Here is a 25,941-nt window from a genome sequence, read left to right on the forward strand (position 1 = left end):
CCGCAGGGCGATGGGGGTCCCCCCTGCTCTGGGGGTACCTCCCAGGCCCTTAAGGCACTGGGGGAGAAGCCGAGAGCTTGGGGGAGGGTGGGCACAACCCACGACGGCGGGTGCCGTTACGACTGCAGCAGCAACTGATCAGAGGGGAAACCCACCTCGGGGCTAGCCGGGGAAGCAAGTGGTGCCCGGCGTCGCCGGGGTTCCGCTGTGCCCACCCGTTCCGCCCCTAGCGGAACGCCTGCCCACAGCGGAAGCGACGGCGGAGGCGGCGCCCCGCAAGCGGAGGCGGCGCGAGGCGGGCGCGTGCGGAGGCTGCGTCAGCAGATGCGGCCCGCGCCCGCCCTGTGGTCGACGATGCCGGGAACCGCCCGCGGGTCGTCGACCCGCGTCCGGAGCGTCGGTGTCCACCCGGCCCCGGACTGCAACGTCTCCGACGGAATCTCCGCGTTGTGAACGGCGATCAGATCAACGGCCTCGCCGTTCACGTAGTTGCCGTCCGCAGTGACCGGCGCCTCCTTCCACTTCTTCAGGATCGTCGCCGCACTGACCCCGTCCGGCAGCGTGAACGCGTTCTTCTCGGCGACGAGCTGCGACTCCATGCCGATCCCGAAGCTGTAGCTGTACGCCGCGTCGGCCACGTAGTGGTTGTTGTACGCGTCGACCTTGCCGAACCGCACCCGCGGGGCGCGCTCGACGAGCCCGGTGAAGAGGTTGTGGTGCAGCGTCACGTTGAGGTGCCCGCGGTCGACGGCGGCCGTGGCCGCACTGTCGCTGTTGCCGATCAGAATCGTCTTGTCGTGGTCGGCGAAGACGTTCCACGACGCGGTGACGTAGTCGGCACCCTTGACGATGTCCAGCTCACCGTCGTGCTGCATGTAGATCCGCCCGTAGTACGAGGGCAGCGAACTGTCGGGGTGGGCGCCGTCCGTGAAGGTGTTGTGGTCCAGCCAGACATGCGTGGTGCCGTAGACGACGGCGGAGTCGTACTCGGAGTTCCAGTTGCCGGTGTCCCCGTCGGTCGGGTCCCACTGCGGGAAGCAGTCGAGGGGGCTCTCGAAGGTGAGGTTGCGGACGATGACGTTGTCCACGTCCTTGATCTGGAGGCTGGCGCCGGTGAATCCGGCGTCCTTGCCGACGCCGACGATGGTGGTGTTGGCGGGGACGTTCACCTTGATGGCCTTGTCCTGGTTGGCGGCGGAGGCAGCCCGCAGGTCCTCCTGCTCACCGCTGACGGGCGTGTCGTAACCCCAGACGGCGGGGTCGTAGTCGGCGAGGTACTGGTCGAAGTCGTAGCCCTCGGCCTCGAACGCCTCGCACCCCTGCTCCGTGGCGTTGAGCGTCCCCTTGACTCTGATGATCTTCGGGGCGTCACCGCCGTCCTTCAGCGCGGCTCTGAACTCCTCCCAGGTGGTGACCGTGTACTGGTGCTCGGCATCGGCGGCGGCCCCGCCCGTCGTACCGGTGCCGTACGAGCCCCAGCCGTCACCGGCGGGCAGGGTCTCCCGGCCCAGGTCCCGCCCCTGGGCGGCCTGGCCCGTGACCTGCGCGTGCGCGGTGCCGGCCGTGCCCATGACGGCCACCACCAGGGCGGTGCACGCGGCGGCGAGCGACGTCGCCCGGACACGGACACGCCGCGCCGTGGCGTGATCATGACAGATCGTTGTGTGCATTGCGGCTCCTTGGAGAAACGATTTGCTCAGGCCTCCGGCCAGGTGATCCACGACTCGGGGATCTCGTCGTCGAGGCGGCGCACGTCCCGCGTCGCCAGTACCCGCCGCGCCAGCAGCTGCTCGGCGACCAGCCGGGCCACCGCGATCGCACCCGGCGGGTTGAAGTGGGTGTTGTCCTGCTCGGTGTCGGTCCAGTTGAAGTACTTCTTCGTCTCCTCGACGCCGAGCTTCTGCCAGAGCGCGATCGACAGGGCCTGGATGTCGAGGAGCGCCACGCCCTCCTCCTCGGCGAGGGCTCGCACCGCCGCCGGATAGTCGCCATGCGTCGGCATGGCGTTGCCGGCGTCGAACTTCCTGCGCTCCACGGAGGTGGCGAGCACGGGCCGCGCCCCGCGTGCCCGCGCCCCCTCGATGTACTGGCGCAGGTAGTCCTGGTACGTCGTCCAGGGCTCGGTGCCCCGGGTCGGGTCGGCGGTCTTCTCGTCGTTGTGCCCGAACTGGACGATCAGGAGGTCGCCGGGCCGGATGGCCTCCAGGATGGGCGCGAGCCGCCCCTCGTCGATGAAGCTCTTCGAACTGCGGCCGTTCACGGCGTGGTTGGAGACGGCGATGTCCCGGTGCAGAAAGAAGGGGAGCGCCATCCCCCAGCCGGTCTCGGGTGCCGCGTCGGCGTACTTCTGGGCGGCGGTGGAGTCACCGGCGATGTAGATCGTGCGCATGCGGCGAGAGCCTTCCGTGGTGCTGTCGCCGGCAGACGGGGCCGTGGCGTCGTCGGCGGCCCCGGTGGTGTTCGCGAGCGCGGCCGGGGCCGCGGCCAGCGCGAGCGGAAGGCTCGCGATGGCCGCGACCACGTGTCGGCGGGTGGCCGTCACTGGTTCTGCTGCTTCCACTCGGCCTGCGCCTTGTTGAGCTGGTCCGCGAGGGTGTCCAGGAAGTCCTTCGCGGACATCTTGCCGAGCAGCACCTTCTGGAAGTTCGGCTCGTTGTCGGCCTTGCTGATGGTGTTCCAGTCGGGCAGGTAGTAAGGCAGCTGCACGATCTTGATGGAGCCGTCGTTCAGTGCCTCCGCCGCGAGCTTGGTGGGCTCGGCCTTCTGCACCCAGGCGTCCTTCGCGGCCTCGGTGTTGGCCGGGATGGCGCCCGCCGACTCGTTCCACTTGCTGTTGGACTCGTGCGAGGCCGCGAACTCGATGAACTTCCAGGCCGCGGACTTGTTCTTGCTGGACTTGAACAGGCCGAGACCGTCCACCGGGTTGGACACCTGGACGCGCGTGCCGTCGTCGAGCGTCGGGTTCGGAATGCCGCGGAACTTGTCCGTGCCGAGCGCCTTCACATGGTCCTGGTAGGAGCCCAGGTTGTGGCTCAGCATGCCGATCTGGCCGCTGTCCCACTGGGCGACCATCTTCTTGAAGTCGTTGTTGACGTCGGCGGACGGGGTGTCCTTCTTGTAGAGCCCGACGTACTTCTCCAGCGCCTGGACGTTCTTGGGGTCATTGATGGTGGTCTTGTCGCCGTTCCAGAACGAGGTGATGCCGGACTGCCCGTACGTCGCGTCGATCGCCTGAGCGATGGAGCCCTCGCCGCCGCGGATGGTGTAGCCGAACTTGTTCTTCTTGGCGTCCGTGAGCTTGTCCGCGGCCTCGTAGAACTTGGACCAGGTGGTGGGTGCGTCCAGGCCGGCGGCCTTGAACAGGTCGGTGCGGTACCACAGCGTGCCGTTGTTGGCGGACGTGGGCACCGTGTACATCTGGTCGCCGCCGCCCGCCGAACGGACGCTGTCCACCATGCCCGTGTTCAGCTTGCCCTTGAGCGAGCTGTCGTCGATGCGCTCGTCGAGCGGCTCCAGCGCGCCCTGCGCCGCGATCCCGGCGAGCATCGCCGCGCCCACGCCGCCGACGTCCGGCAGCCCGCCGCCCTGGATGGCGGTGTCGTACTTCGACTGGACGCTCTCGGCGGGGATACCGACGTAGTTGACCTTGATGTTCGGATTGGCCTTCTCGAAGTCGGCGATGATCTCCTTCCAGACGTCGGTGCGGACACCGCCGTTGTTGTCCCAGAAGGTGATCTCGCCCTTGCCGGAGCCCTCGTTCCCCTTGTCGCCCGCGGCACCGCTGCCGTCGTCACCGCAGGCGGTGGCGGACAGCGCGAGTGCGGTGGTCAGGGCGAGAACTGCCGGCGCCCGACGGCGCCCTCTGCTGCTGCGGATGCTGATCATGTCGGCTCTCTTCTTCTGGATCTGACGGTGATCGGTGATCTGACGGTGCGATGTGGGAGGCGGTGGCGGTACGGGGCTCAGCTGTGCGTACCGGTCGGGTCGGCGTCCGTGCCCGTCGGGTGGGCGTCCGTGCCGATGGTCTTCTGCGGGCCCGAGAACTTCGTCACGAGCGCGGGGACTGCGGCTGCGGGATCCAGCCGGTAGTCGTAGAAGTCGCGCGGGTCGAAGGCGGTGCCCCACTCGTCGTGCCGCCCCGTGGTGTCCTTCAGGATCGAGCCGCGCTGCACCAGCTCCGCTGTGGCATCGGCCTGATAGGGGTGCTGGACGTGGTCGTAGTAGCTGTTCTCGATCACCATCTTGGTGTGGCCGCGCGACCAGTTGCCGTAGGTCCACACCGGGTCGCCGTCCGCGACCTGGGCCGAGAGGTAGTTGTTGTAGAGGTGCGCGTAGGCACAGTTGTCGGCCGACGGGTTGCGCTGCTTGGTGCCGCTGAACCAGTTGTGGTCGATGGTGATCTGTGTCTTGACGTTGGTGGTCCAGCCGATGCCGAACGCCTTGTTGTGGTTGTCGAAGCGGTTGTAGGAGACCGTGATGTACTCGCTGTCCTTGCGGATGTCGAGCAGTCCGTCACCCATGTGCGTCAGCCGGTTGTGGTCGATCCAGACGTGGTGGACGGAGTCCATCTGGATGCCGTCGAAGTCCGTGGTCTTGCCGTCCCAGTCGCCCTCGACGTACGAGTCGCGGATGGTGAGGTTGCGGATGATCACGTTGTGCGTGCCGGGATTGAGGTGCAGTTCGCCGTGCACGATCTCGCCGGTGTCGCCGACGCCGATGATGGTCTTGTCGGACCCGACGACTATGTCCGAGCCGAACGGCTCGACGGCGATCGAGCCCTTGACCCGGATGACGTAACGGCCGTCCGCAGCCGCGTACTTGGCGAGCGACGCCTGGTCGGTGACGGTGACGACCTCGCCGCCCGCCCCGCCGGCCGTACCGCCCGCGAGCGAGGCGAAGCCGTGCGCCGTGTCGGACAGCCGACCTGATGATTCCGGCTGTCCGGCCGCCGATGCGGACGGTTCGGCGGTCGAGGCGGAGGTTCCGTCGGCCGCCCGCGCCGGGCTCAGTGCCGCCAGCCCCATGGCGGCAGCGAGCGCGGCGGCGGATGCCACGGCTCGTAGTCTCAAGCGCTTGCTACGGAGGTGCGTCATTGCGGCTCCCAACAGGCGTACGTGCGGATGAAACGGCTCAAGCCATGGTGCGGAACTGCGTGAACGTGGCCGTCCCGGCATGTCCCCGGCCGGGCGGAGCAGTGGCGAACAGACCGAGCAGGGCACCGACCCAGCGCCACGGGGTGGCCGCGAAGACCTGTCCGGAGGGCTGGAATCCGTCGCCCGTGTCCGCGTGGAAGCGGCAGCGGGCGTCCTCCGTGACCTCGATCCGCAGCCGGGCCGTGCCGAGCGGCGCCGGCCGCGGATGCGCGGCGTCCCGGTCCCCGTCGGCGGTCTGCTCAGCGAACCGGTGCACCAGCCGCACCGCCCCGTCGTCGCCGCGCTCGAGCCCGATCCAGCTGTAGGCGTCGCCGAGCACGGCCAGCCCCGCCCTCGCGCCCGGTTCCTCGCTGTCCAGGCGCAACTCGACCTCGGCGGTGAACTCGGCCGCGGGCAGCCGCTGCGTCAGTACGTGCGGCATCCGGCGGAGGTCGTGCCCGTCCCCGGTGCGTATGGGACGTGCGGTGCGTACGCAGGTCAGTCGCAGCCCGTCGCCGGAGTGCGGACTCGTCCAGCCGTCGCCGGGGTTGGCGGTCCACTGCCACTGCGGTCCGTAACGGCCGCCCGGGAAGTCGTCGTCGGAGGCCGGCGCGGACACCGCCTGCTCCGGTAGGACCGGCTTGCGGTGCACGAGGACTGGCTCGCCGTCGTCCCCGAGCACCGGCCACCCCTCGTCCGACCAGCGCATGGGCTGCAGATGGACGACCCTCCCGTACGCACCGCGCTGCTGGAAGTGCAGGAACCAGTCCTCGCCGCCCGCGGTGCGCACCCATCCGCCCTGGTGGGGGCCGTTGACCGCGGTGCGCCCCTGGGTGAGGACGACGCGCTCCTCGTACGGACCGAAGAAGTCCCGTGCACGCAGGGCCCCCTGCCAGCCGGTCTCCACTCCCCCGGCCGGTGCGAGGATCCAGAACCAGCCGTCGTGCCGGTAGAGCTTGGGGCCTTCGAGCGTGAACCAGCCGGGGATCGTGTCGCCGTCGACGATCACCTTGCCCTCGTCGAGCAGCCCGGTGCCGTCGGGCCGCATACGGTGCCCGGTGAGCCGGTTCTTGATGCCGGAGCGGGACCTGGCCCAGCCGTGCACGAGATACGCCTCGCCGGTCTCGTCGTCCCACAGCGGGCAGGCGTCGATCAGGCCCTTGCCGGGCTTGACGAGGTGCGGGCGCGTCCAGGGGCCGCGTATGTCCGGGGCGTTGACTTGGTAGATGCCGTGGTCCGGGTCGCCCCAGAAGATCCAGAAGCGGTCGTCGTGGTGGCGGATCGACGGTGCCCACACGCCGCAGTCGTGGCGGGGAACGGCGAACGCCTCGGCGGGTTCGAGCCGGTCCAGGGCGTGCCCGATCAGCGTCCAGTTGACCAGGTCGCGGGAGTGCAGCAGCGGCAGCCCGGGGGCGCGGCCGAAGCTGGACGCGGTGAGGTAGAAGTCGTCGCCGACGCGCACCACGTCGGGGTCGGACCAGTCGGCGTTGAGGACCGGGTTGCGGTAGGTGCCGTCGCCGAGGTCTGCCGTCCAAGCCATCGGGCTCAGGGAACTCATGCACCCACCGCCTTCCGTACGAGGGCTGCCGCCTGGTCCCGGTCGAGGCGGCCGTCGGCGACGACGGTGACGACGCGGCGTACGGCGGTGCCGCCCGGTTCGACGGGCAGCCGCGCGTCATGGGCGAGCGATGAGCCGACGCCGGGGTACTCGGCGGTGCGCACGAACCACGGATCGCGGCGGGTCTCCTCGGTGGCCCCGGCGAACACCAGCGTCCAGTCCCGGCCCACGAGGGCCAGCCAGGGGGCGCGGCTGCCGTGCACCGCCCGCTCCCCCTCGGCGTGTGCCGTGAACACCTCGGGTGCGACGGCCTCCTTGTGGGCCCGCCAGAAGAAGCCGCCGTACGCCGCGCCGGGCCGCCCATTGGTGGCGGGACTGCCGATCGACATGACCCGCTCGGTCGTATTGGTGAGGGAGAAGGTGAAGTCCAGCGCCCAGGCCGTGTCGTTCAGTGCGGTGGCGGCCACCGTGCGCCGCTCGCGCAGCAGCTCGCATCCGCCCGCGACCCAGCGGAGCTCTTCCACGAACCCGTCGGGGTCGCTGAGCTGGAACGCGTGGTGGCGCTGGGCGCCGTGGTTGTCGAGCTCGGTGGGGCCGTGGCCTCGGACGAAGGTCCGGCCGCCCCAGAAGTTGTACCCCTCGACGTCGGGAACGGCGACACCGACGCCGAGGTGGTGCTTGTGGTCCGCCGGGCCGAGCTCGGTGACGGCCGTGCCGCCCAGCGTGGTGACGGGATGCAGATACGGGCGGGGGGAGAGCCGCGGGTCCAGTTCGGGCCGGACGACGTAGCGGCCGACCGGCCGGCCGGCGCACATCAGCACGACCGACGTGGCCGTCACGGATGTGTTCACGATGCGGTCACCTCCTCGGACAGCGCCCAGGAGGCGCCCAGCTCGGAGTAGAGGGAGAGGGTGTCGGCGGCGGCCGCGACCAGCCCGTCGACACCGGGCACGACCCGGCGGGGAGCGCTCTCACCCGGCGGTCCCCCAAGCTCTCGGCTTCGCTCGGGCAGGGGGGACCCCCAGCGCCAGGCACCGGGCGGCAGCGCCACCGGATCGGGAGCCTGCCGAATCGCCTCGACGACCCGCATGAAGGCGCCCGTCGACTCGGGGGTGATCAGCAGGTCGGCGCGTCCGGCCAGGTGGTCGACGAGATTCTCGAGCAGGTCGGTCCTGTCGTACAGGACCTCGCTGGGGCCGTGTCCTGCCCGCTGGATGAGCACGCGGTCCTGCTTGTACCAGAAGGTGATCCGGCCGCTGGTGCCGTGCACAAGGACATACGGCTCGTCGGGCCGCTCCGCGCACAGGGTCGCGGCGACGGCCACGGTGCTGCCGCGTGCCGTGGTGACGCGTACGCACGAGGTGTCGTCGGACTCGATGGCGTTGGCGCGGAACAGCTCGGTCTCCACCGATGCCACGTCCTCGGCGCGGGTGGCGCCGTCGAGCGCGAGGGCGGTGGCGACGGCGTGCGCGAGCGGGTTGGTGAGCGCCCCGTCGATCACGTCCACGCCGTCGAGGCGGCGGCGCCCTGCCCAGGGGGCGCGCCGGTAGTACGCCTCGTCGCGCGCCCACGCCCCGGCGGCGCCGATGCCCATCGGCTCGCCGATCGCCCCCTCGGCGACGAGTTCGCGGATGGCCGGGATCGCGTGCGAACCGAGCGACTGGAAGCCGATCTGGCAGGCCACACCGGCCGCGGCCACGCCGTCGGCGATCCGCCGGAACTCCGCGTACGAAGGCGCGGGCGGCTTCTCCAGGAGCAGGTGCACTCCGCGCTCGGCGGCGGTCAGGGCCAGATCCGCGTGCGTGGGGATCGGGGTGCAGACGACGGCTGCGGCGGCGCCCGTGGATTCGAGGAGGGCGGCGAAGTCCGCGGACTGCTGCACCGGGCCGAGACCGTCGAGCTCCTCCGCGGTGAGCGGCGTCAACTCGCAGACTCCGGCGAGCCGGACCAGGCCCTTCGCCTGGAGTCGGCGGATGTTCTCCAGGTGCCAGCGGCCGTGGCCGCGCGCTCCCGCGAGGACGACGGGGAGCGGCCCCTCGGCTGCGGGTACGGGTGCGGGTGCGGGTGCGGGTGCCGTGCTCATCGGATCCTCCCGGCTCCGGCGCCGCGCGCGACGTCGTGGTCGGCCTTGGCCGCGCTGTCGACGGGGCCGTGCAGCGGCGGGGTCCAGCCGACGTCGGCGGTGAGGTCCCGTTCACTGCCGGAGTTGTAGGCGTTGTTGATGGCGAGCAGATCGACCGGGAAGCCGTTGAAGAGCGTGCCGGTCTGGTGCAGGGCGCTGCCGTTCCAGCTCTTCACCAGGTCGGCGGCCTCGACATGGCCGGGCGTGGTGAACGCGTTGTTCTCGGCGTAGATCGCCGACTCGACCGATACGCCCCAGGAGTAGCGGTAGTCGTGGGCGTCCTCGGGGACGACGTAGCGGTTGTTGTAGACGTGGACCTGGCCGAAGCGGACGCGCGGGGCGCGCTGCACGACCGACTCGAACTCGTTGTGGTGCAGGGTGATGCGCAGCTTGCCGCGGTCGCCCGTCGCGGAGTCGCTGTTGCCGATGAGCATCGCCTTGTCGTGGTCGGCGAACCGGCTCCAGGAGACGGTGACCAGGTCGGAGGCGTTGGTGATGTCCAGCAGGCCGTCGTGGCGGAGGTAGTTGCGGCCGAAGTAGGTCGGCTCCTCGGCGTCGGGGTGGTCCCCGTCGGAAGCGGTGACGTGGTCGATCCAGACGTGCGATGCACCACGCAGCCAGAGGTTGTCGTACGCGGTCTTCCAGTCGCCGAGGCCGCCGGTGTTGGGCTGCCACACGGGGAAGCAGTCGTAGGCGTCGCGGAACTCCACATTGCGGATGATGACGTTGCCCACGTCTTTGATCTGGAGGCTCGCGCCCTCCAGGACGGCGCTGTCGCCGAGCCCGACGATGGTGGTGTTGGCGCCGACCGCGATCTCCACGCGTTCCGCCTGCCGGGCGGCCGACGCCTGCCGGGCCTCCTCCTGCGGTCCGGAGGGCTTGGCGGCTCCCCAGATGCGCGGGTCGTAGGCGGCCAGATACTTCTTCAGGCTGTAGCCGTCGGTGGCGTAGTCGGCGCAGTCCAGCCGGCGGCCGTCGTCGTCCGTGTTCGCGTCGATGGTGCCCGCGATCCGGATGATCTTCGGCGTCGCGCTGCCGCCGTCGAGCGCGCGGACCAGCTCGGCCCGGTTGCGCACGGTGAAGACGTGCGCGTCGTCGGCGGCCGCTCCCCCGGTGGTGCCTCCGTCGGCGGCGGCCCAGCCGTCGTCGGCGGCCAGGGTCTCGCGGCTGAGGTCGCGGGCGTCGTCCGCCGACGCGGGGGCGCCGAAAGCCGCCAACAGGGCGATACCAAGGGTGACTTGGAGGGCTCGGCGGCCTCTCAGTGAAACCTGCAAGAGTCTCATCCCTTCACCGCCCCGGCGCTGAACCCCGTGACCAGCCACTTCTGGATGAACGCGAAGACGATCACGACCGGCACCGCGGCGACGACACCGCCGGCGGCCAGTGCGCCCAGGTCGACGCTGTCCGCGCTCATCAGGGTCGCCAGGCCGACCGGAATCGTCTGCTTCTCCTGGTTGCTGAGGAACATCAGGGCGAACAGGAAGTGGTTCCAGCTGTGCACGAAGGCGAAGGAGCCGACGGCGATCAGTCCGGGCCGCAGCATCGGCAGGACGATGGCGCAGAAGCCGCGGAAGCGGCCGCAGCCGTCGACCCAGGCGGCCTCCTCCAGGGAGTACGGCACGTTCTTGATGAAGCCGCTGATGAGGATCATCGACAGCGGCAGCTGGAAGACGGTCTCGGCGATGATGACGCTGCCCAGCGAGTTGATCATCCGCAGGTTGGCGAAGATCTGGAAGAGCGGCACCAGCATCAGCGCGCCCGGGATGAACTGCGAGCACAGCAGCGCCAGCATGAAGCCGCGCTTGATGCGGAAGTCGAAGCGGGCCAGGGCGTAGCCGCCGGCGAGTGCCACGACCGTGGTCATCAGCATGGAGGCGACGCCCACGAGGAGGCTGTTCTGGAAGAACACCCCGAAGCTGCGCTCGGTCCACACCTTCTCGAAGTGCTCGAAGGTGAGCGGCCACGGCAGCAGCGAGGTGGAGCCGGCGGGCCGGATCGCGAAGAGCAGCATCCAGTAGAACGGGACGAGCGTGAAGAGCAGGTAGAGGCCGAGCGGCACGTAGATCTGCCAGCGCGGGACCTCGTCCCAGGCGCGCCTCCGGCGACCGGGTGCGGGGCTGTTCACGACCGGGGGCGCGGCAGGGGCGGCGGGTGCGGTGGTTTCCACCATGTCGGCGTCCTTGGTGATCACTTGTCGTCGCCTCCGAACTTGCTCAGCCGCAGATAGACCATCGAGCAGAAGAGGAGGATCACGAAGGCGATGGAGGTCAGCGCGGAGGCGTAGCCGAAGTCGTGGGAGTCGACGGCGATCGATGCGATACGCAGCGGCAGCGTCGTCGTCTCACCGGCGGGACCGCCGCCGGTGAGCGTGTAGAGCAGGTCGACGTTGTTGAACTCCCAGACCGCGCGCAGCAGCGTGGACAGGATGATCGCGTCCTTCAGGTGCGGCAGCGTGATGTGGAAGAACTGCCGGATGCGGCTCGCGCCGTCGACCTCGGCCGCCTCGTACAGGTCCTTCGACACGGACTGCAGGTCGGCGAGGATGAGGATCGCGAAGAACGGCACGCCGCGCCAGAGTTCGGCGGTGACGACCGCCGGGAAGACGGTGCTGGTGTCGGACAGCCACGACGTTCCGTACGAGCCGATCCCCACGTCGGCGAGGTAGCGGGTGATGCCCGTCTGGGAGTTGTAGATCAGCAGCCAGATCGTCGAGGTCAGCACGCCGGAGACGGCCCACGGCGAGAAGACCATGGCACGGGACAGCGCCCGGCCGACGAAGCTCTGGTTCACGATCAGCGCGAGCCCGAGGCCGAGCAGCAGCTGCAGGACCACCTCGACGACCACCCACTGGAGGCTGAAGCCGAGGGTCGACCAGAACTGCGGGTCCTCGGTGAAGGCGGTGACGAAGTTCTCGAAGCCCGCGAAGCCGTTCCGCCACGGCTTGGTGGGGTTGTAGTGCTGCAGGCTGTAGTAGAAGACGCTGAGCACCGGGTAGGCGATGAAGCCGAGCATCAGCAGGGCGGCCGGCGCGATCAGCAGATACGGGAGCCGGCGCGGTGTCGCGCCCGTGCGGCGCCGTCGGGGCAGCCGGGACTGGCCGGGCGCCCCGGGTGGTCGTTTCGCCACGGCTGCGGCTTGGGCCATGACTGCGCTCCGTTCTGGGGGTTCTGGTTCGGCGGGGCAAGCGCTTTCTTGCTGGTCAGGGTCGAAGTGCTTGCCGGACGGCTCTCGGGGACAGCGGCGGAACAGTGCGAGGGGCAGGTGACGCAGAGGTCAGGCGGGGGCGGCGGCCGGGTCAGCCCGCGTAGGGATCCGGCACCTTCCCCGGTCTGGCCAGGAAGGCGAAGTCGCAGCCGGTGTCGGCCTGGGTGATCTGCTCGTGGTACAGCGCGCCGTAGCCGCGCTCGTACCGCTCGGGCGGCGGCGTCCACTCGGCCCGGCGCCGCGCCAACTCCTCGTCGGATACGCCGAGTTGGAGGGAGCGCGCCGCGACGTCCAGGGTGATCGGATCCCCCGTCCGTACGAGGGCGAGCGGCCCGCCGACGTACGACTCGGGCGCGATGTGCAGCACGCACGTCCCGTACGACGTGCCGCTCATCCGGGCGTCGGAGATCCGCACCATGTCCCGCACGCCCTGCTTCAGCAGATGGTCGGGGATGGGCAGCATGCCGTACTCGGGCATGCCGGGGCCGCCCTTGGGGCCGGCGTTGCGCAGCACCAGCACATGGTCCGGGGTGATGCCGAGGGCCGGGTCGTTGATGGTGCGCTGCATCGTCTTGTAGTCGTCGAAGACGACGGCCCGGCCGGTGTGCTTGAGGAGGTGCGGCTCGGCGGCGATGTGCTTGATGACCGCGCCGTCGGGGCAGATGTTGCCGCGCAGCACCGCGACTCCGCCCTCGGCTGCGACGGGGTTGTCGCGGGTGCGGATCACGTCGTCGTTGTGCACGAGGGCCCCGTCGAGCTGCTCGCGGAGGGTGTCGTGGGCGACCGTGGGCCTGTCCAGGTGGAGCAGGTCGGTGATGCGGAAGAGGAAGCCGGGCAGGCCGCCCGCGAAGTGGAAGTCCTCCATCAGGTACGGGCCGCCGCCGGGGCGGATGTTGGCCAGCACCGGGACCGTACGGGCGATGCGGTCGAAGTCGTCGAGCGTGAGCCGCACCCCAGCCCGCCCGGCCATCGCGATCAGATGGATGACCGCGTTGGTGGAGCCGCCGAGGCCGAGGACGGTCGTCACGGCGTCCTCGAAGGCCTCGGGAGTCAGCAGGTCGGACAGCTTCCGGTTCCGGCGGACCAGTTCGACGATCCGCAGTCCCGCTGCGGCCGCCATCCGGTCGTGCCCGGAGTCGACGGCGGGGATCGACGACGCGCCCGGCATCGTCACGCCCATCGCCTCCGCCGCGGCGGTCAGCGTGGACGCGGTACCCATGGTCATGCAGTGGCCGGGCGAGCGGGCGAGGCCGCTCTCCAGCTCGCTCATCTCGCAGTCCCCGATGAGCCCGGCGCGCTTGTCGTCCCAGTACTTCCACATGTCGGTTCCGGAGCCCAGGACCTCGTTGCGCCAGTGGCCCGGCAGCATGGGCCCGGCAGGCACGAACACGGCGGGCAGGTCGACGCTCGCCGCTCCCATCAGGAGCGCGGGAGTGGACTTGTCGCAGCCGCCCATCAGCACCGCGCCGTCGACGGGGTAGGACCGCAGTAACTCCTCGGTCTCCATCGCCAGCATGTTGCGGTAGAGCATGGGGGTGGGCTTCTGGAAGGTCTCGGACAGCGTGGAGACCGGGAACTCGAGCGGGAAGCCGCCTGCCTGCCACACCCCGCGCTTCACCGCCTGCGCGCGGTCCCGCAGGTGGACGTGGCAGGGGTTGATGTCGGACCAGGTGTTGAGGATCGCGATGACGGGCTTGCCCAGGTGTTCCTCGGGCAGATAGCCGAGCTGGCGGGTGCGGGCGCGGTGGCTGAAGCTGCGCAGCCCGTCGGTGCCGTACCACTGGTGGCTGCGGAGCTGTTCGGGTCGGCGCGCCGGGTTCTCGGCGGGCTTCGGGTTCTCGCCGGGCATCGGGTTCTCGCCGGTCATATCGACCACCTCTCGCTGGTCATGCGGACCACCCCGCGACGATCGCGGCGACCTCTGCGCGCTGGGCCTCGGGCAGCACCTTGCTCGGGGCGCGTACGTCACGGCGGCACAGGCCGAGCGAGGCGAGGGCCTCCTTGACGACGGTGACGTTGTTGGCGTTGCCGTGTGCGGCACGCAGCTCCTCGAAGCGCCGGATCTGCTCCCAGACCTTCATCGCGGCCGGGTAGTCGCCGGATCGAAGCGCTTCGATCATGTTCATGGAGACAGCGGGTGCGACGTTCACGAGCCCGGAGGTGAAGCCGGTGGCGCCCGCGGAGAAGTACGAGGGTGCGTACGGCTCGGCGAGGCCCGCGACCCATACGAAGCGGTCCAGGCCCGCGTCGCGCGCGAAGCCCGCGAAGCGGGCGGCGTCCGGCACCGCGTACTTCACGCCGATGGCGTTGGGGCAGGCCTCGCCGAGCTCGGCGAGACGCTCGCCGCTCAGCGCCGCGTTGCGGATGTAGGGCACGACGCCCAGCTCGGGGACGGCCTCGGCGACCGCCCGGTGGTAGTCGACCCAGCCGCCATCGGAGACGTACGGATGCACGGGCTGATGGACCATCACCATCTGTGCCCCGGCCTCGCGGGCGTGGCGGGCGGCGGCGACGGCGGTCGGCACGTCGTGGCCCACCCCGACCAGGACCGCGGCCCGGTCGCCCACCTCGTCGATCGTCAACTCGGTGATGGTGCGGCGCTCTTCGGGCGTGAGGGCGTAGAACTCCCCGGTGTTGCCGTTCGGGGTGAGGATGCGCACGCCGCCGTCGAGCAGCCGGCGCAGCAGGGCGCGATACGCGCCCTCGTCGACCGTGCCGTCCTCGGCGAACGGCGTCACCGGGATCGCCACAACGTCGGCGAGCGCCGACCGCTGGGGCTCGAACGTTGCTGTCATGCCTGCTCACCCACTCCCTTGGCCTCCCCGGGCTCGGGGAAGGCCCGTTGCACGAACGACGCGATGTGCGCGTGGAGGGCACCAGCCGCACCGTCCGCGTCGCCCTCGAGGGCGAGCCGCAAGATCTCCCGGTGCTCGGCGGCCTCCCGCTCCCAGGAGGGGTCGGCGGCCCAGGCGACCGCGGAGACCAGGGCCGCCTGGTCGCGGACCTCGTCGAGCATGCGGCCGAGCAGCGGATTGCCGCAGGGCACGTAGAGGGCACGGTGGAACTCCCGGTTGGCGAGGGAGCGCTCGGCGGTGTCGGTGGCCTGGTCGGCGCGGGTCAGGGCGTCGCGGGCCGCGTCCAGGGACGCGCCGCGCCGGACCGCCCGCCGCAGCGCCTCGGGCTCCAGCAGCAGTCGCACGTCGTAGACCTCGCGCGCCATGTCCGCGTCCACCATGCGCACCGTGACGCCCTTGTACTGGCTCATCACGACGAGCCCGGTGCCGGCCAGCGTCTTGAGCGCCTCGCGCACGGGCGTCTTGGACACCCCGAACTGCGCGGCGAGCTCGGTCTCGACCAGCGCCTGCCCCGGCGTCAACTGCCCGGTGAGGATGCGGTGTTTGATCCCCTCCAGCACGAACTGCGTGCGGGAGGGGATCGGTGTGGGCACAGAGGTCATGCGCGCCTCTCGGATCTCGCATATCGCGTCTCATATATGACGTACGAAGTACGACGCGTTGAAGGTAGGAGGGGGCCTGTGTTTCGTCAACGCTTCTGACAGAAGAAGTTTTTGAACAGGCCTGAGGGGCCTGCGAGTTACGCGTCGGGTTACGCGTCTGCGCGTTACGCGCCGACCCCGATGACGTGCACGTTCCCTTCGCGGGCCGTCACCGTGGGTCCGCCGAATGCGGCGGCGGCCCGCTCGGTCGCCGACTCGGGCGTGAGTGTCGGCCCGACATGGGTGATAGAAGCTCGCGGACACCCGCGATGCTACGTCGTGTGCCACTGCAATTCAGCGAACGTTCCCGCGGTCGCACGCACGCGTGCAGGAGTTCCCGTGGACGTACCTACCTTATGTAGGTACATTGGAGCACATGAAGACCATCGGGCTGCGCGAACTCAACCAAAACCCATCCAAGGCCGTGGCACTCGTCAGATCCGGCGTGCCGATACTGGTCACCGACCGAGGCAAGCCCGTGCTGCGCATGGTGCCCGAGACCGAGGCCCCGAGTGTGCTGCAGCGCATGCTCGAATCCGGCGACGCCCACCCACCCACGGAACAGGGGATGCCGGACCTGGTCCCGGACCTCGCGCCCGAGCTGCCGAGCCTGTCAGACCTGTTGATCGATGAACGAGACCGGGAGCGGCGGCGTTGATCTACCTGGATGCGTGTGCGCTTCTGAAGTTCATCAAGGCGGAGAAGGAGACGTCAGCGCTGCGAACCTGGCGGGCGGCCCTGCCGGACGGCACCGAACTCGTCACCAGCGAGCTGGCCCGGCTGGAGATCACCCGCACGCTGCACCGGGCGGGCGTTGATCACCAGCGCGTGCCGTACTACGTCGCACAGGCCGTCCGCGGCATCTACCTCATCGACCTCACCAGCACCGTGCTGGCGCGCGCCATGGCATACCAGACGCGACAGCTCGGCTCGCTGGACGCGATCCATCTTGCGAGCGCTGACCCGTTCCGTACGGACCTCACGGAGTTCGTCACCTATGACCTTGAGCTGGCCAAGGCCGCCGAGGACCTTGGTTTCCCGGTCACCGCGCCGTCCGAGTAGTCAGGCCGGCGTCCAGCCCGGGTCGCGGCCGCTCAGGCCGATGACGCGGTCCAGGAGCGGGGCGTCGGACGGGACGGGGACGACCGGGCCGAACAGGCCGCCGCCGTTCGGGTCCTTGGCCGCCTCGGCGAGGAGGCTGTGTGCGGCCTCCAGGCTCGGGGTGTCGGGGGCGTAGTCCTGGCCCGTGGCGCGGGCCAGGTCCCAGCCGTGTACGACGAGCTCGTCCATGGCGACGGCGCCCGCCACGGCACCGGGCAGGTCGACGCTGCCCGCGCGGGTCATGCCCTCCCACGCCTGCGGGTCCCGCCACGCCTCGGCCAGTTCGTCGAGCAGCTTCGGCAGGACGCTTCGCCAGTCCGGTTCCACGTCGGGTACGAACGATCCGGGGTCGGTGTTCGTCGTCGGGCCGAGGTCCTTGCGTGCGGCGTCCCGGAAGGCCCCGGTCAGCCCGACGACATGGCCAAGCAGGTGGTGTACCGCGTAGTCGGGGCAGGGGGTGACGGCGCCCAGCTGTTCCTCGGTCACGTGCTCGGCGAGCCGTGCCACCAGCCTGGTCTGCGCTCCGAAGTCGACGGTCGGCGAAGTCATGGGATTCTCCTTGCTGGTCCTGGCCTCATCGCCTTATCAGGCCCCCGTACCTCATAAGACCCCCGGCAGGCCGGAAACTCATCGCCGATCCCCAGGGAACCACGAGAAGCAGGACGGACACCTTCCCGATCCTCGCTCCGGGCCTTGGACGGGCGTCAGGCCAGCGCTGTCCGCACCGCCTCCAGGTCCGCGTCCGACGCCAACCCCGCGTGGTACAGCCGCAGCTCCGTCGCCCCCGAGTCGGACGCGCGGGCCGCGTCGGACGCCAGGGTCGCCGGGCTGCCGCCCATGCCCGAGACGATCGTGAAGTTGGCCGCGAGGACGCCGCGCTCCCCGAGGTGCTCGGCGAAGGGGGCCAGCAGGCCCGTACCGCCCGTGCAGGGCACCACGACACCGTCGGCCACGGACAGGATGTGCGCGGGGTCGACGCCCGCGTTCGCTCCGCAGTGGTACGGGACGGGGTCCGCGTGCAGCAGTACCTGGAAGTCGTCCGCACCCGACCGGGAGGCGGCCGCGCGTACCGCCGACACCGCGACCTCCTGGAGCGTGCGGGCCGTTTCGTCGCGCCACGCGCGCGTGGCCGCCGCCTTGTCGGCGCCGAGGAGCTTCTCGATGGCCGGCCACCCCCCATCCGAGGGCGCGCCCCGCCATACGGGCTCCAGGGCACTCCGGACCGCGGCCGCCAACTCGTCTGGGTCCAAGCCCTGTTGCGCGTAACCGTGGCGGCATGACGGGCAGAAGCAGAGCGACATCAGGTACTGCTCCGCGTCACCGAGCCCGACACCCGCGGTCTTGTCGTGGGCGTGCAGGTGCGCGAGCCCGTACCAGCCCAGCGACTCCAGCTCGGTGCCGCGCGCGCCGGGCCGTACAGCCGCCTCGGCCGCGAGGTCGATCAGGTACGCGCGCGTGGCGGGCTGCGCGATGCACGGCGCCCAGGGATAGCGGTCGCCGTAGGCGTTGACGACGGACGTGTCCGGATGTTCGGCGCCCAGGCGGGAGTTGTGCGCGAGGACCACCCAGGTGTGCACGTCGAGGCCGGCTGCGGCCAGTGCCTCGGCGGCCTCTCCGAAGGCGTCACCGGGCGCCCAGTCCCCGGCGGCGTACGGCCGCAGAGTCCGCCCGTCCCACCGCTCGGGGGAAGGCGGGTACAGCACGGCGGCGTGCTCGGCGGTCACGATGCGGTGGCGGGGATGGCGCGGGGTCAACGCGCGCGTGGAGTGGTAGGCGGACGCGAGGGTCACCTGCTGGACGCCGAGGTCCGCGATGCGGGCGGCGGCGTCCGGGTCGCCGATGACGTCCCAGGGGTAGACGAACACGGAGGCCTTCAGACGGCCCTTCGGACGGTTCATCATGCGTCGTTCTCCTGCAGCAGGGCGTAGCCGCGCTCGATCAGCTCGGCGAGGCGCTTGACGTGGTCACCGGCGGGTTCGTGCAGCGGCGGCCGCACCTCGCCCACGTCGAGGCCGCGCAGCCTGACACCCGCCTTGACCAGCGAGACAGCGTATCCGCGGCCCTGGTTGCGCAGCTCGACGAGGGGGCGGTAGAAGCCGTCGATGAGGCGGCCCGCGGTGGCGTCGTCGCCCGAGTTCAGTGCCTTGTGGAAGGCGAGCGCGATCTCGGGCGCGAAGCAGAAGACGGCCGAGGAGTAGAGCGTGACGCCGATGCCGCGGTAGGCGAGACCGGTGAGTTCGGCGGTCGGCAGGCCGTTGAAGTACAGGAACTCCTGGCCGGGCAGCTCCTGGCGCACGGCACTGACGATGCGCTGCAGCAGGTCGAGATCTCCGACCCCGTCCTTGAGGCCGACGATCCGGGGGTGGCGGGCCAGCTTGACGACCGTCTCGGGCGTGAACACGGCGTTGTCGCGCTGGTAGACGATGACGTCGAGCGAGGTCGCGTCGGCGAGCTGCGTGTAGTGCCGCACGAGCCCGTCCTGCGCGGCGATCACGAGGTACGGGGGCATGGCGAGCAGTCCGTCGGCCCCGGCCTCCTCGGCGAGCTTTGCGTACCGCACGGCCAGCGCGGTGCCGTATCCCGCGCCCGCGACCACGGGAACGCGGCCCGCCGCCTCCTCGACGGCCGCGGCGACGCAGGCCTGGAACTCCTCCGGCGTGAGCGCGTGAAACTCGCCGGTGCCGCAGCAGGCGAAGACAGCGGCCGCACCGGCCTCTACACCGTCGCGTACGTGGGCGCGGTAGGCGTCGAGGTTGACGGAGCCGTCGGGGCCGTAGGCGGTGACAGGGAAGAACAGCGGCCCGCTGGGGTTGCGGAGTCGAGCGGCGAGTGGGGCTGACGTCACGGGCTCTCCCTTGGGCGTCGCTGATCCAAGCTGGCGTGCACGTTTCTGATTAACGTCTATATCTCTGAACCTGCTCAAGCTAAGACGGTCTCCAGGGGCCGGTCAAGCGGGCAAACCCCCTCTATAGAAGGGGATTTCCACCGTTCACGGAACGCCCGCGGAACACTCCGGAGCACCCGGCAGACACTTGACTCCACCACGAGCCGATCCCTAGCGTTTCCAAGGATGTGAATTCTGTACATGCACAAGGTCGTCTATGGCGGCCTTGCCCCGAGGAGACCCGCATGCCCGCTCCCCGCACCGTCCTGCTCACCGGCGCCGCCGGCGGCCTCGGCACCCTGATGCGGGGGCTGCTGCCCGCCTACGGCTATGAGCTGCGCCTGTTCGACATGGTGCCGATCGAGGGCGAGCCGGACGCGATCACCGCCGACCTCGGGGACAGGGACGCGCTGCGCGAGGCCGTGCGCGGGGTCGATGCGATCATCCACCTCGCGGGCATCTCCCTGGAAGCGTCCTTCGACAAGATCCTGAAGGCGAACATCGAGGGCACGTACAACCTCTACGAGGCCGCGCGCGAGGAGGGCGTCCGCAGGATCGTCTTCGCCTCCTCCAACCACGCGGTCGGCTTCACCCCGCGCCCCCAGGGCACGCCTGTGTCCGGCGATTCCCTGATCCCCATCGACACCCCGCGCCGCCCCGACACCTTCTACGGCCTGTCGAAGTCCTTCGCCGAGGACCTCGCCCAGTTCTACTGGGACAAGCACGGCCTGGAGACCGTGTCGGTGCGCATCGGCTCCTGCTTCATGGAGCCGACGAACGTCCGCATGCTCTCGCTCTGGATGTCACCGGGCGACGGCGCCCGCCTCTTCCACGCGGCGCTGACCGCGGAGAACGTCGGGCACACCGTCGTCTACGGCTCCTCCGACAACACCCGCCTGTGGTGGGACCTCTCGACGGCCCGCGCGCTGGGCTACGAGCCGCAGGACGACTCCGAGCAGTACGCCGAGAAGCTCATCGCCGAGCACGGCGAACTCGACCCGGACAACCCGGACCACGCCCACCTGGGCGGCCACTTCTGCACGAACCCGCCGATCTGGCCGTACTGACGACGACTGACACCAGCGCACTGCGCCGACGGAAACCGGCGAAACCGCGGGCGGGCACCAAACGGGCCCGCCCGGCATCTTGTTCGGGCACGTGAAGCGCCCGAAACCACTCGCACCAACGCTCCCTGCCTGGTCCGCCGCGGGCACGCCCCCTGTCGAACGGACATAAACGGGCGATATCGACTCTGCAACGAGCCTGGTCACCACGTTTCCCCCGCTGTAGAACTTCCCCACAGAGCCCGAACGGGTTCCCCGGAGCCCGAACGGGCATCGCATGCGGGAAGCGGCAAGGAGGTGTGGTGACCATGACAGCGGAGGAGCGCCAGCGCGCAATAGTCCGTGCGGCACGCCTGGCGGGCTCGGTCGACGTCGCCGCACTCGCCGCCGATCTGGGCGTGGCCAGGGAGACGGTCCGCCGCGATCTGCGCGTGCTGGAGGACCACGGTCTGGTGCGCCGTACGCACGGTGGCGCCTATCCCGTGGAGAGCGCGGGATTCGAGACGACCCTCGCCTTCCGCACCACCATGCACGTACCCGAGAAACGCCGGATCGCCGCCGCCGCGGCGGAGCTGCTCGGGGACGCCGAGACAGTCTTCATCGACGAGGGGTTCACGCCGCAGCTGATCGCCGAGGCACTGCCCCGAGACCGGCCGCTGACCGTGGTCACCGCATCACTGGCGACCGCAGGCGCGCTCGCGGAGGCCGAGAACACCACCGTGCTGCTGCTCGGCGGCCGGGTGCGCGCCGGGACACTCGCGACCGTCGACCACTGGACGACCCGGATGCTCGCCGGATTCGTGATCGACCTGGCGTACATCGGGGCCAACGGCATCACCCGCGAACACGGTCTGACGACGCCCGATCCCGCGGTCAGTGAGGTGAAGGCGCAGGCCATGCGCGCCTCACGGCGCACGGTCTTCACCGGAGTCCACACCAAGTTCGGAGCCGTGAGCTTCTGCCGTTTCGCCTCGGTCGGCGATCTCGAGGCGATCGTCACGTCCACCCGACTGCCCCTGTCCGAGGCCCATCGCTACTCCCTGCAAGGGCCGCAGGTCATCCGAGTCTGACTCACCCCCATCTGCGTACCGGACCTGCGCCGGACGTGGTTCACCACACCCACTCACAGCCGTTATATCGCCATAAATCCAGCCGTCCACGTGCACAACCCTGCAGCCGACACGCACAACCCAGGAGCCGACATGCGCAACCAGAGCCGACCAAGCCCACGTTCCCTGATCGCCGCGGCCGCAGCGGGCGCGCTGCTGCTCTCCGGCTGTGCTGGTGCCGGAGCCGGAGGGGGCGGTTCCGACGGAGGCGACTCCATCGACGTGCTGATGGTCAACAACCCGCAGATGCTGGAGCTGCAGAAGCTCACGGCCGCGAACTTCACCAAGAAGACCGGCATCAAGGTGAACTTCACCGTGCTTCCGGAGAACGACGTCCGCGACAAGATCAGCCAGGACTTCGCCAACCAGGCAGGCCAGTACGACGTCGCCACGCTCAGCAACTACGAGATACCGATCTACGCCAAGAACGGCTGGCTGCACGATCTCGACGCGTATGTCGCCAAGGACAAGGCCTTCGACCAGAAGGACATCCTGCCCCCCATGCGCCAGTCCCTGACCGGCGCGGACGGCAAGCTGTACGGCGAACCCTTCTACGGCGAGTCGTCCTTCCTGATGTACCGCAAGGACATCTTCGCCAAGGACCACCTGACCATGCCCGAGAAGCCGACCTGGCAGCAGGTGGCGGACCTCGCGGCCAAGGTGGACGCTGCGGAGAAGGACATGAAGGGCATCTGCCTGCGCGGGCTGCCAGGCTGGGGTGAGGCGCTGGCGCCGCTGACCACCGTGGTCAACACCATGGGCGGCACCTGGTTCGACAAGGACTGGACGGCGCGCCTGGACTCCCCCGAGTTCAAGAAGGCGACGAAGTTCTATGTCGACCTGGTACGCAAGCACGGCGAGGCGGGCGCGGCACAGTCCGGGTATGCGGAGTGCCTGAACAACGTCACCCAGTCCAAGACCGCCATGTGGTACGACTCCACGGCCGCGACCGGTTCGCTGGAGGCCTCCGGCTCCCCGGTCAAGGGAAAGATCGGCTACGTGCCCGCTCCGGTCGACGAGACTACGAGCTCCGGCTGGCTCTACACCTGGGCGTGGGGCGTGCAAAAGGCCTCCAAGTCCCCCGACGCCGCATGGAAGTTCGTCTCCTGGGCGTCGAGCAAGGAGTACGAGGAGCTGGTGGGCAAGAAGCTCGGCTGGGCCAATGTGCCCGCGGGCAAGCGGGCCTCGACCTACGAGCGGCCCGAGTACCGCAAGGAGGCGGCGGCCTTCGCGGACGTGACGCGCACGGCCATCGAGTCCGCCCGGCCGAACGACCCCGGGATGCAGCCGCGGCCGGCACCCGGCATCCAGTTCGTCGGCATCCCCGAGTTCACCGACCTGGGCACCAAGGTCTCGCAGGAGATCAGCGCGGCCATCGCGGGCCGCCAGTCCGTCGACGCCGCTCTCGCGAAGTCGCAGAAGCTCGCCGAGAAGGTCTCGGAGAAGTACAAGTGACGACGACCACCACCGCTCCTCGTATGACGGCCGCACACCGTGCCCGGACGGCCAAGCCGCCGGGCCGGCTGCGGGCCTGGGCCACCCGGGCCCCGCTCCTGCCGGCCCTGGTCTTCATGATCGTGGTCACCCAGCTGCCCTTCGTGGCCACGCTGGTGATCTCCCTCTTCGACTGGAACGCGCTGTATCCGGACGCCCGACGGTTCGCCGGTCTCGCCAACTACGGTGAGGTGCTGACGGACCCGGACCTGCGGAACTCGGTGCTGACGACCATCCTGCTGACCGCCACGGTGGTCCTGGTGAGCCTGGTACTCGGGCTGGGCCTGGCGCTGCTCCTGGACCGCAAGTTCCGCGGCCGCGGCCTCGTCCGCACGCTGCTGATCGCGCCGTTCCTCCTGGTGCCCGTGGCCGCCGCGCTGCTGTGGAAGCACGTGCTCTACAACCCCGAGTACGGACTCCTCAACGGCCTTCTGCACCTGGTGGGCGGCCCGCAGCCGGACTGGATCTCCAGCACTCCGCTGCTGGCGATCGAGGCGTCGCTCGTCTGGCAGTGGACGCCGTTCATGATGCTGATCCTGCTGGCCGGACTGCAGAGCCGCTCGCACGACGTCATGGAGGCGGCCCGTATGGACGGCGCCTCGAACTGGCAGATCTTCCGCTACATGACGCTGCCGCATCTGCGCCGCTATCTCGAACTGGGCGCGCTGCTCGGCTCGATCTACATCGTCCAGAACTTCGACGCGGTGTTCACGATCACCCAGGGCGGCCTCGGCACCGCGAATCTCCCCTACACCGTCTACCAGACCTTCTACGCGGCGCACGAGAACGGCCTGGCCTCCGCCGCCGGCGTCCTCGTCGTCATCGGCTCCATCGTCATCGCGACCTTCGCCCTGCGGGTCGTCTCGTCCCTCTTCCGTGAGGAGGTGTCCCGCGCATGAGCACACTCACCGTCGTACGCAAGGGCGGCGTGCGCAACAGCGGCGTCCGCGACAACGGCATACGCAGCCGTGGGGCGGCCCTCGGCCTGCTCGCCTGGCTGAGCGGCATCGTGTTCTTCCTGCCCATCGCGTGGATGGCGCTGACCTCCTTCCATTCCGAGGAGGACGCCGCCACCAACCCGCCGTCCTTCGCCGCCGCGCTCACCCTGGACGGCTACCGCGACTTCTTCGGCGCGGGCGGCGGCGCGAGCCCCTGGCCCGCGCTGATCAACTCGGCGATGGCGTCCGTGGTTTCGACTCTCTGCGTACTGCTGCTGGCACTCCCGGCGGCGTACGCGCTGTCGATCCGCCCGGTGAAGAAGTGGACCGACGTCCTGTTCTTCTTCCTGTCGACGAAGATGCTGCCCGCAGTGGCGGGCCTGCTGCCGATCTACCTCTTCGCCAAGAACACCGGGCTGCTCGACAACATCTGGCTGCTGGTCGTCCTCTACACCTCGATGAACCTGCCGATCGCGGTGTGGATGATGCAGTCGTTCCTCGCCGAGGTGCCGGTCGCGATCATCGAGGCCGCGCAGATCGACGGCGCCCGGCTGCCGACCGTCCTCGCGCGCGTGGTGGCACCCATCGCCGCGCCCGGCATCGCCGCGACCGCGCTGATCTGCTTCATCTTCAGCTGGAACGAACTGCTCTTCGCGCGGGTGCTGACCGGCACCGTCGCCCAGACCGCACCCGTGTTCCTCACCGGCTTCATCACCAGCCAGGGCCTGTTCCTGGCGAAGGTGTGCGCCGCGTCGCTCGTCATCTCCCTGCCGGTGCTCGCCGCGGGGTTCGCCGCCCAGGACAAACTGGTCCAGGGTCTGTCACTGGGAGCCGTCAAATGAAGGCCGCCGTCATCGAGACCGTCGGCAAGGCAGTCGTTGCCGAGGTGCCGGACCCGACGCCCGGGCCGCGCGAGGTCGTCGTCGAGGTCGCGGCCTGCGGGCTGTGCGGCACCGATCTGCACATCCTGCAGGGCGAGTTCGCGCCCACCCTGCCGGTCATACCGGGCCACGAGTTCGCGGGCGAGGTGGTCGGCCTGGGCAGCGCGGTCACCGAACTGGCCCTCGGCGACCGAGTGGCCGTCGATCCGTCGCTGTACTGCTTCGAGTGCCGCCACTGCCGTAACGGGCACAACAACATGTGCGAACGGTGGGCCGCGATCGGCGTCACCACGGCGGGCGGCGCGGCGCAGTACGCGGTGGCCCCGGCCGCCAACTGCGTCAAGCTCCCCGACCACATACGCACCCAGGACGCGGCCCTCGTCGAACCGCTGTCCTGCGCGGTACGCGGCTACGACGTGCTGCAGTCCCGGCTCGGCGCCCACGTGCTGATCTACGGCTCCGGGACCATGGGCCTGATGATGCTGGAACTCGCCAAGCGGACGGGCGCGGCGAGCGTCGACGTGGTCGACATCAACGCGGACCGCCTGGCGACCGCGCGGCGGCTCGGCGTCTCGGGTTCCGCCGCGAACGCCGACGAGCTGGACCGCCCCCAGGGCTGGGACGTCGTCGTCGACGCGACCGGGAACGCGGCGGCGATCCAGGACGGCTTGGGGCGGGTGGCGAAGGCCGGCACGTTCCTTCAGTTCGGCGTCGCCGACTACGCGACGCGGGTCACGATCGACCCGTACCGCATCTACAACCAGGAGATCACCATCACCGGTTCGATGGCGGTACTGCACAGCTTCGAACGGGCGGCGGAGCTCTTCGCCGGCGGCGTGCTGGATCCGGAGGTGTTCATCAGCGACCGGATGCCGCTGGTCCAGTACCCGGAGGCACTGGACCAGTTTGCTTCGGGGGTGGGGCGCAAGATCGTGGTGGTGCCGTGAGATTCGCCGGA

The 25,941-nt window shown here is 69.9% G+C and carries 23 protein-coding genes and 1 pseudogene; 8 read left to right on the top strand and 16 right to left on the bottom strand.

Going from position 1 to position 25,941, the window contains the following annotated elements:
• Nucleotides 1–317: 317 nt before the first annotated feature.
• The 13 genes and pseudogenes from ABT009_RS19900 to ABT009_RS19960 form a co-directional block, all read right to left on the bottom strand.
• On the bottom strand, nucleotides 318–1,670 hold the full coding sequence (locus ABT009_RS19900) for a pectate lyase family protein (protein ID WP_502989922.1): 1,353 nt from the start codon (nucleotides 1,668–1,670) through the stop codon (nucleotides 318–320).
• A 26-nt stretch (nucleotides 1,671–1,696) separates the two neighbouring features.
• Nucleotides 1,697–2,542, bottom strand: a complete 846-nt coding sequence (locus ABT009_RS19905) for a rhamnogalacturonan acetylesterase (RefSeq protein WP_351296190.1) — start codon at nucleotides 2,540–2,542, stop codon at nucleotides 1,697–1,699.
• Nucleotides 2,539–3,885, bottom strand: a complete 1,347-nt coding sequence (locus tag ABT009_RS19910; RefSeq protein ID WP_351296193.1) for an ABC transporter substrate-binding protein — start codon at nucleotides 3,883–3,885, stop codon at nucleotides 2,539–2,541. Before ABT009_RS19910 ends, ABT009_RS19905 begins: the two co-directional genes overlap by 4 nt.
• Before the next feature lie 125 nt (nucleotides 3,886–4,010).
• Nucleotides 4,011–5,093 (bottom strand): annotated as a pseudogene (locus ABT009_RS19915) (pectate lyase family protein); the annotation flags it as partial.
• A 37-nt stretch (nucleotides 5,094–5,130) separates the two neighbouring features.
• On the bottom strand, nucleotides 5,131–6,690 hold the full coding sequence (locus ABT009_RS19920) for a glycoside hydrolase family 43 protein (protein WP_351296196.1): 1,560 nt from the start codon (nucleotides 6,688–6,690) through the stop codon (nucleotides 5,131–5,133).
• Nucleotides 6,687–7,505 (bottom strand): DUF6807 domain-containing protein, encoded by an 819-nt coding sequence (locus ABT009_RS19925; RefSeq protein WP_351296998.1) that lies wholly within the window; start codon nucleotides 7,503–7,505, stop codon nucleotides 6,687–6,689. The genes ABT009_RS19920 and ABT009_RS19925 overlap by 4 nt, the downstream gene beginning before the upstream one ends.
• Nucleotides 7,506–7,537: 32 nt before the next feature.
• Nucleotides 7,538–8,773 (bottom strand): Gfo/Idh/MocA family protein, encoded by a 1,236-nt coding sequence (locus ABT009_RS19930; RefSeq protein WP_351296198.1) that lies wholly within the window; start codon nucleotides 8,771–8,773, stop codon nucleotides 7,538–7,540.
• Complete coding sequence (locus ABT009_RS19935; protein WP_502989923.1) at nucleotides 8,770–10,086, bottom strand: pectate lyase family protein; 1,317 nt, start codon at nucleotides 10,084–10,086, stop codon at nucleotides 8,770–8,772. Before ABT009_RS19935 ends, ABT009_RS19930 begins: the two co-directional genes overlap by 4 nt.
• A 5-nt stretch (nucleotides 10,087–10,091) precedes the next feature.
• Nucleotides 10,092–10,982, bottom strand: coding sequence for a carbohydrate ABC transporter permease (locus ABT009_RS19940; RefSeq protein WP_351297003.1), 891 nt, complete (start codon nucleotides 10,980–10,982; stop codon nucleotides 10,092–10,094).
• Between the two features lie 17 nt (nucleotides 10,983–10,999).
• Nucleotides 11,000–11,956, bottom strand: a complete 957-nt coding sequence (locus tag ABT009_RS19945; protein WP_351296201.1) for a carbohydrate ABC transporter permease — start codon at nucleotides 11,954–11,956, stop codon at nucleotides 11,000–11,002.
• Between the two features lie 151 nt (nucleotides 11,957–12,107).
• Nucleotides 12,108–13,865, bottom strand: coding sequence for an L-arabinonate dehydratase (araD, locus tag ABT009_RS19950; RefSeq protein WP_351297006.1), 1,758 nt, complete (start codon nucleotides 13,863–13,865; stop codon nucleotides 12,108–12,110).
• Nucleotides 13,866–13,902: 37 nt separating this feature from the next.
• The gene (locus ABT009_RS19955) at nucleotides 13,903–14,811 is read right to left on the bottom strand and encodes a dihydrodipicolinate synthase family protein (protein WP_351296204.1); all 909 of its coding nucleotides are present in this window, start codon (nucleotides 14,809–14,811) and stop codon (nucleotides 13,903–13,905) included.
• Nucleotides 14,808–15,473 carry a GntR family transcriptional regulator gene (locus ABT009_RS19960; RefSeq protein ID WP_351296207.1) on the bottom strand — a complete coding sequence of 222 codons (666 nt, stop codon included), beginning with the start codon at nucleotides 15,471–15,473 and terminating at the stop codon, nucleotides 14,808–14,810. Before ABT009_RS19960 ends, ABT009_RS19955 begins: the two co-directional genes overlap by 4 nt.
• A 415-nt stretch (nucleotides 15,474–15,888) precedes the next feature.
• Between ABT009_RS19960 and ABT009_RS19970 the strand changes: the two genes are divergently transcribed.
• Nucleotides 15,889–16,170, top strand: coding sequence for a type II toxin-antitoxin system Phd/YefM family antitoxin (locus ABT009_RS19970; protein WP_351296210.1), 282 nt, complete (start codon nucleotides 15,889–15,891; stop codon nucleotides 16,168–16,170).
• Entirely contained in the window at nucleotides 16,167–16,574 is a 408-nt protein-coding gene (locus ABT009_RS19975) for a type II toxin-antitoxin system VapC family toxin (protein WP_351296213.1), read from the top strand. The genes ABT009_RS19970 and ABT009_RS19975 overlap by 4 nt, the downstream gene beginning before the upstream one ends.
• Here ABT009_RS19975 and ABT009_RS19980 read toward each other — a convergent pair whose 3' ends face one another.
• The 3 genes from ABT009_RS19980 to ABT009_RS19990 form a co-directional block, all read right to left on the bottom strand.
• Entirely contained in the window at nucleotides 16,575–17,162 is a 588-nt protein-coding gene (locus ABT009_RS19980; RefSeq protein ID WP_351296216.1) for a TIGR03086 family metal-binding protein, read from the bottom strand. It lies immediately after the preceding gene.
• Between the two features lie 155 nt (nucleotides 17,163–17,317).
• The gene (locus ABT009_RS19985; protein ID WP_351297008.1) at nucleotides 17,318–18,490 is read right to left on the bottom strand and encodes a hypothetical protein; all 1,173 of its coding nucleotides are present in this window, start codon (nucleotides 18,488–18,490) and stop codon (nucleotides 17,318–17,320) included.
• A 20-nt stretch (nucleotides 18,491–18,510) separates the two neighbouring features.
• The gene (locus ABT009_RS19990) at nucleotides 18,511–19,458 is read right to left on the bottom strand and encodes a 5-dehydro-4-deoxyglucarate dehydratase (protein WP_351296219.1); all 948 of its coding nucleotides are present in this window, start codon (nucleotides 19,456–19,458) and stop codon (nucleotides 18,511–18,513) included.
• Nucleotides 19,459–19,742: 284 nt separating this feature from the next.
• Here ABT009_RS19990 and ABT009_RS19995 point away from each other — a divergent pair, with 284 nt between their 5' ends.
• The 6 genes from ABT009_RS19995 (at nucleotide 19,743) to ABT009_RS20020 (ending at nucleotide 25,930) form a co-directional block, all read left to right on the top strand.
• Nucleotides 19,743–20,564 carry an NAD-dependent epimerase/dehydratase family protein gene (locus ABT009_RS19995; protein WP_351296222.1) on the top strand — a complete coding sequence of 274 codons (822 nt, stop codon included), beginning with the start codon at nucleotides 19,743–19,745 and terminating at the stop codon, nucleotides 20,562–20,564.
• Between the two features lie 305 nt (nucleotides 20,565–20,869).
• A complete protein-coding gene (locus ABT009_RS20000; protein ID WP_351297011.1) occupies nucleotides 20,870–21,631 on the top strand; it encodes a DeoR/GlpR family DNA-binding transcription regulator in 762 nt (253 codons plus the stop codon).
• 132 nt (nucleotides 21,632–21,763) lie between these two features.
• A complete protein-coding gene (locus ABT009_RS20005; RefSeq protein ID WP_351296226.1) occupies nucleotides 21,764–23,125 on the top strand; it encodes an ABC transporter substrate-binding protein in 1,362 nt (453 codons plus the stop codon).
• Nucleotides 23,122–24,063, top strand: a complete 942-nt coding sequence (locus tag ABT009_RS20010) for a carbohydrate ABC transporter permease (protein WP_502989924.1) — start codon at nucleotides 23,122–23,124, stop codon at nucleotides 24,061–24,063. The genes ABT009_RS20005 and ABT009_RS20010 overlap by 4 nt, the downstream gene beginning before the upstream one ends.
• A complete protein-coding gene (locus tag ABT009_RS20015; protein ID WP_351296229.1) occupies nucleotides 24,060–24,944 on the top strand; it encodes a carbohydrate ABC transporter permease in 885 nt (294 codons plus the stop codon). The genes ABT009_RS20010 and ABT009_RS20015 overlap by 4 nt, the downstream gene beginning before the upstream one ends.
• Entirely contained in the window at nucleotides 24,941–25,930 is a 990-nt protein-coding gene (locus tag ABT009_RS20020; protein ID WP_351296232.1) for a zinc-dependent alcohol dehydrogenase family protein, read from the top strand. Before ABT009_RS20015 ends, ABT009_RS20020 begins: the two co-directional genes overlap by 4 nt.
• Nucleotides 25,931–25,941: the final 11 nt, after the last annotated feature.

Source organism: Streptomyces sp. NPDC002896 (assembly GCF_040295225.1).
GTDB lineage: Bacteria > Actinomycetota > Actinomycetes > Streptomycetales > Streptomycetaceae > Streptomyces.

Bases quoted from the DNA above. Each gene is read 5' to 3' on its own strand.
- ABT009_RS19900 (WP_502989922.1), bottom strand. From the start codon at position 1,670: ATGCACACAACGATCTGTCATGATCACGCCACGGCGCGGCGTGTCCGT.
- ABT009_RS19910 (WP_351296193.1), bottom strand. From the start codon at position 3,885: ATGATCAGCATCCGCAGCAGCAGAGGGCGCCGTCGGGCGCCGGCAGTT.
- ABT009_RS19920 (WP_351296196.1), bottom strand. From the start codon at position 6,690: ATGAGTTCCCTGAGCCCGATGGCTTGGACGGCAGACCTCGGCGACGGC.
- ABT009_RS19925 (WP_351296998.1), bottom strand. From the start codon at position 7,505: ATGTGCGCCGGCCGGCCGGTCGGCCGCTACGTCGTCCGGCCCGAACTG.
- ABT009_RS19930 (WP_351296198.1), bottom strand. From the start codon at position 8,773: ATGAGCACGGCACCCGCACCCGCACCCGCACCCGTACCCGCAGCCGAG.
- ABT009_RS19940 (WP_351297003.1), bottom strand. From the start codon at position 10,982: ATGGTGGAAACCACCGCACCCGCCGCCCCTGCCGCGCCCCCGGTCGTG.
- ABT009_RS19945 (WP_351296201.1), bottom strand. From the start codon at position 11,956: ATGGCCCAAGCCGCAGCCGTGGCGAAACGACCACCCGGGGCGCCCGGC.
- araD (WP_351297006.1), bottom strand. From the start codon at position 13,865: ATGCCCGGCGAGAACCCGAAGCCCGCCGAGAACCCGGCGCGCCGACCC.
- ABT009_RS19955 (WP_351296204.1), bottom strand. From the start codon at position 14,811: ATGACAGCAACGTTCGAGCCCCAGCGGTCGGCGCTCGCCGACGTTGTG.
- ABT009_RS19960 (WP_351296207.1), bottom strand. From the start codon at position 15,473: ATGACCTCTGTGCCCACACCGATCCCCTCCCGCACGCAGTTCGTGCTG.
- ABT009_RS19970 (WP_351296210.1), top strand. From the start codon at position 15,889: ATGAAGACCATCGGGCTGCGCGAACTCAACCAAAACCCATCCAAGGCC.
- ABT009_RS19980 (WP_351296216.1), bottom strand. From the start codon at position 17,162: ATGACTTCGCCGACCGTCGACTTCGGAGCGCAGACCAGGCTGGTGGCA.
- ABT009_RS19995 (WP_351296222.1), top strand. From the start codon at position 19,743: ATGCCCGCTCCCCGCACCGTCCTGCTCACCGGCGCCGCCGGCGGCCTC.
- ABT009_RS20000 (WP_351297011.1), top strand. From the start codon at position 20,870: ATGACAGCGGAGGAGCGCCAGCGCGCAATAGTCCGTGCGGCACGCCTG.
- ABT009_RS20005 (WP_351296226.1), top strand. From the start codon at position 21,764: ATGCGCAACCAGAGCCGACCAAGCCCACGTTCCCTGATCGCCGCGGCC.
- ABT009_RS20015 (WP_351296229.1), top strand. From the start codon at position 24,060: ATGAGCACACTCACCGTCGTACGCAAGGGCGGCGTGCGCAACAGCGGC.
- ABT009_RS20020 (WP_351296232.1), top strand. From the start codon at position 24,941: ATGAAGGCCGCCGTCATCGAGACCGTCGGCAAGGCAGTCGTTGCCGAG.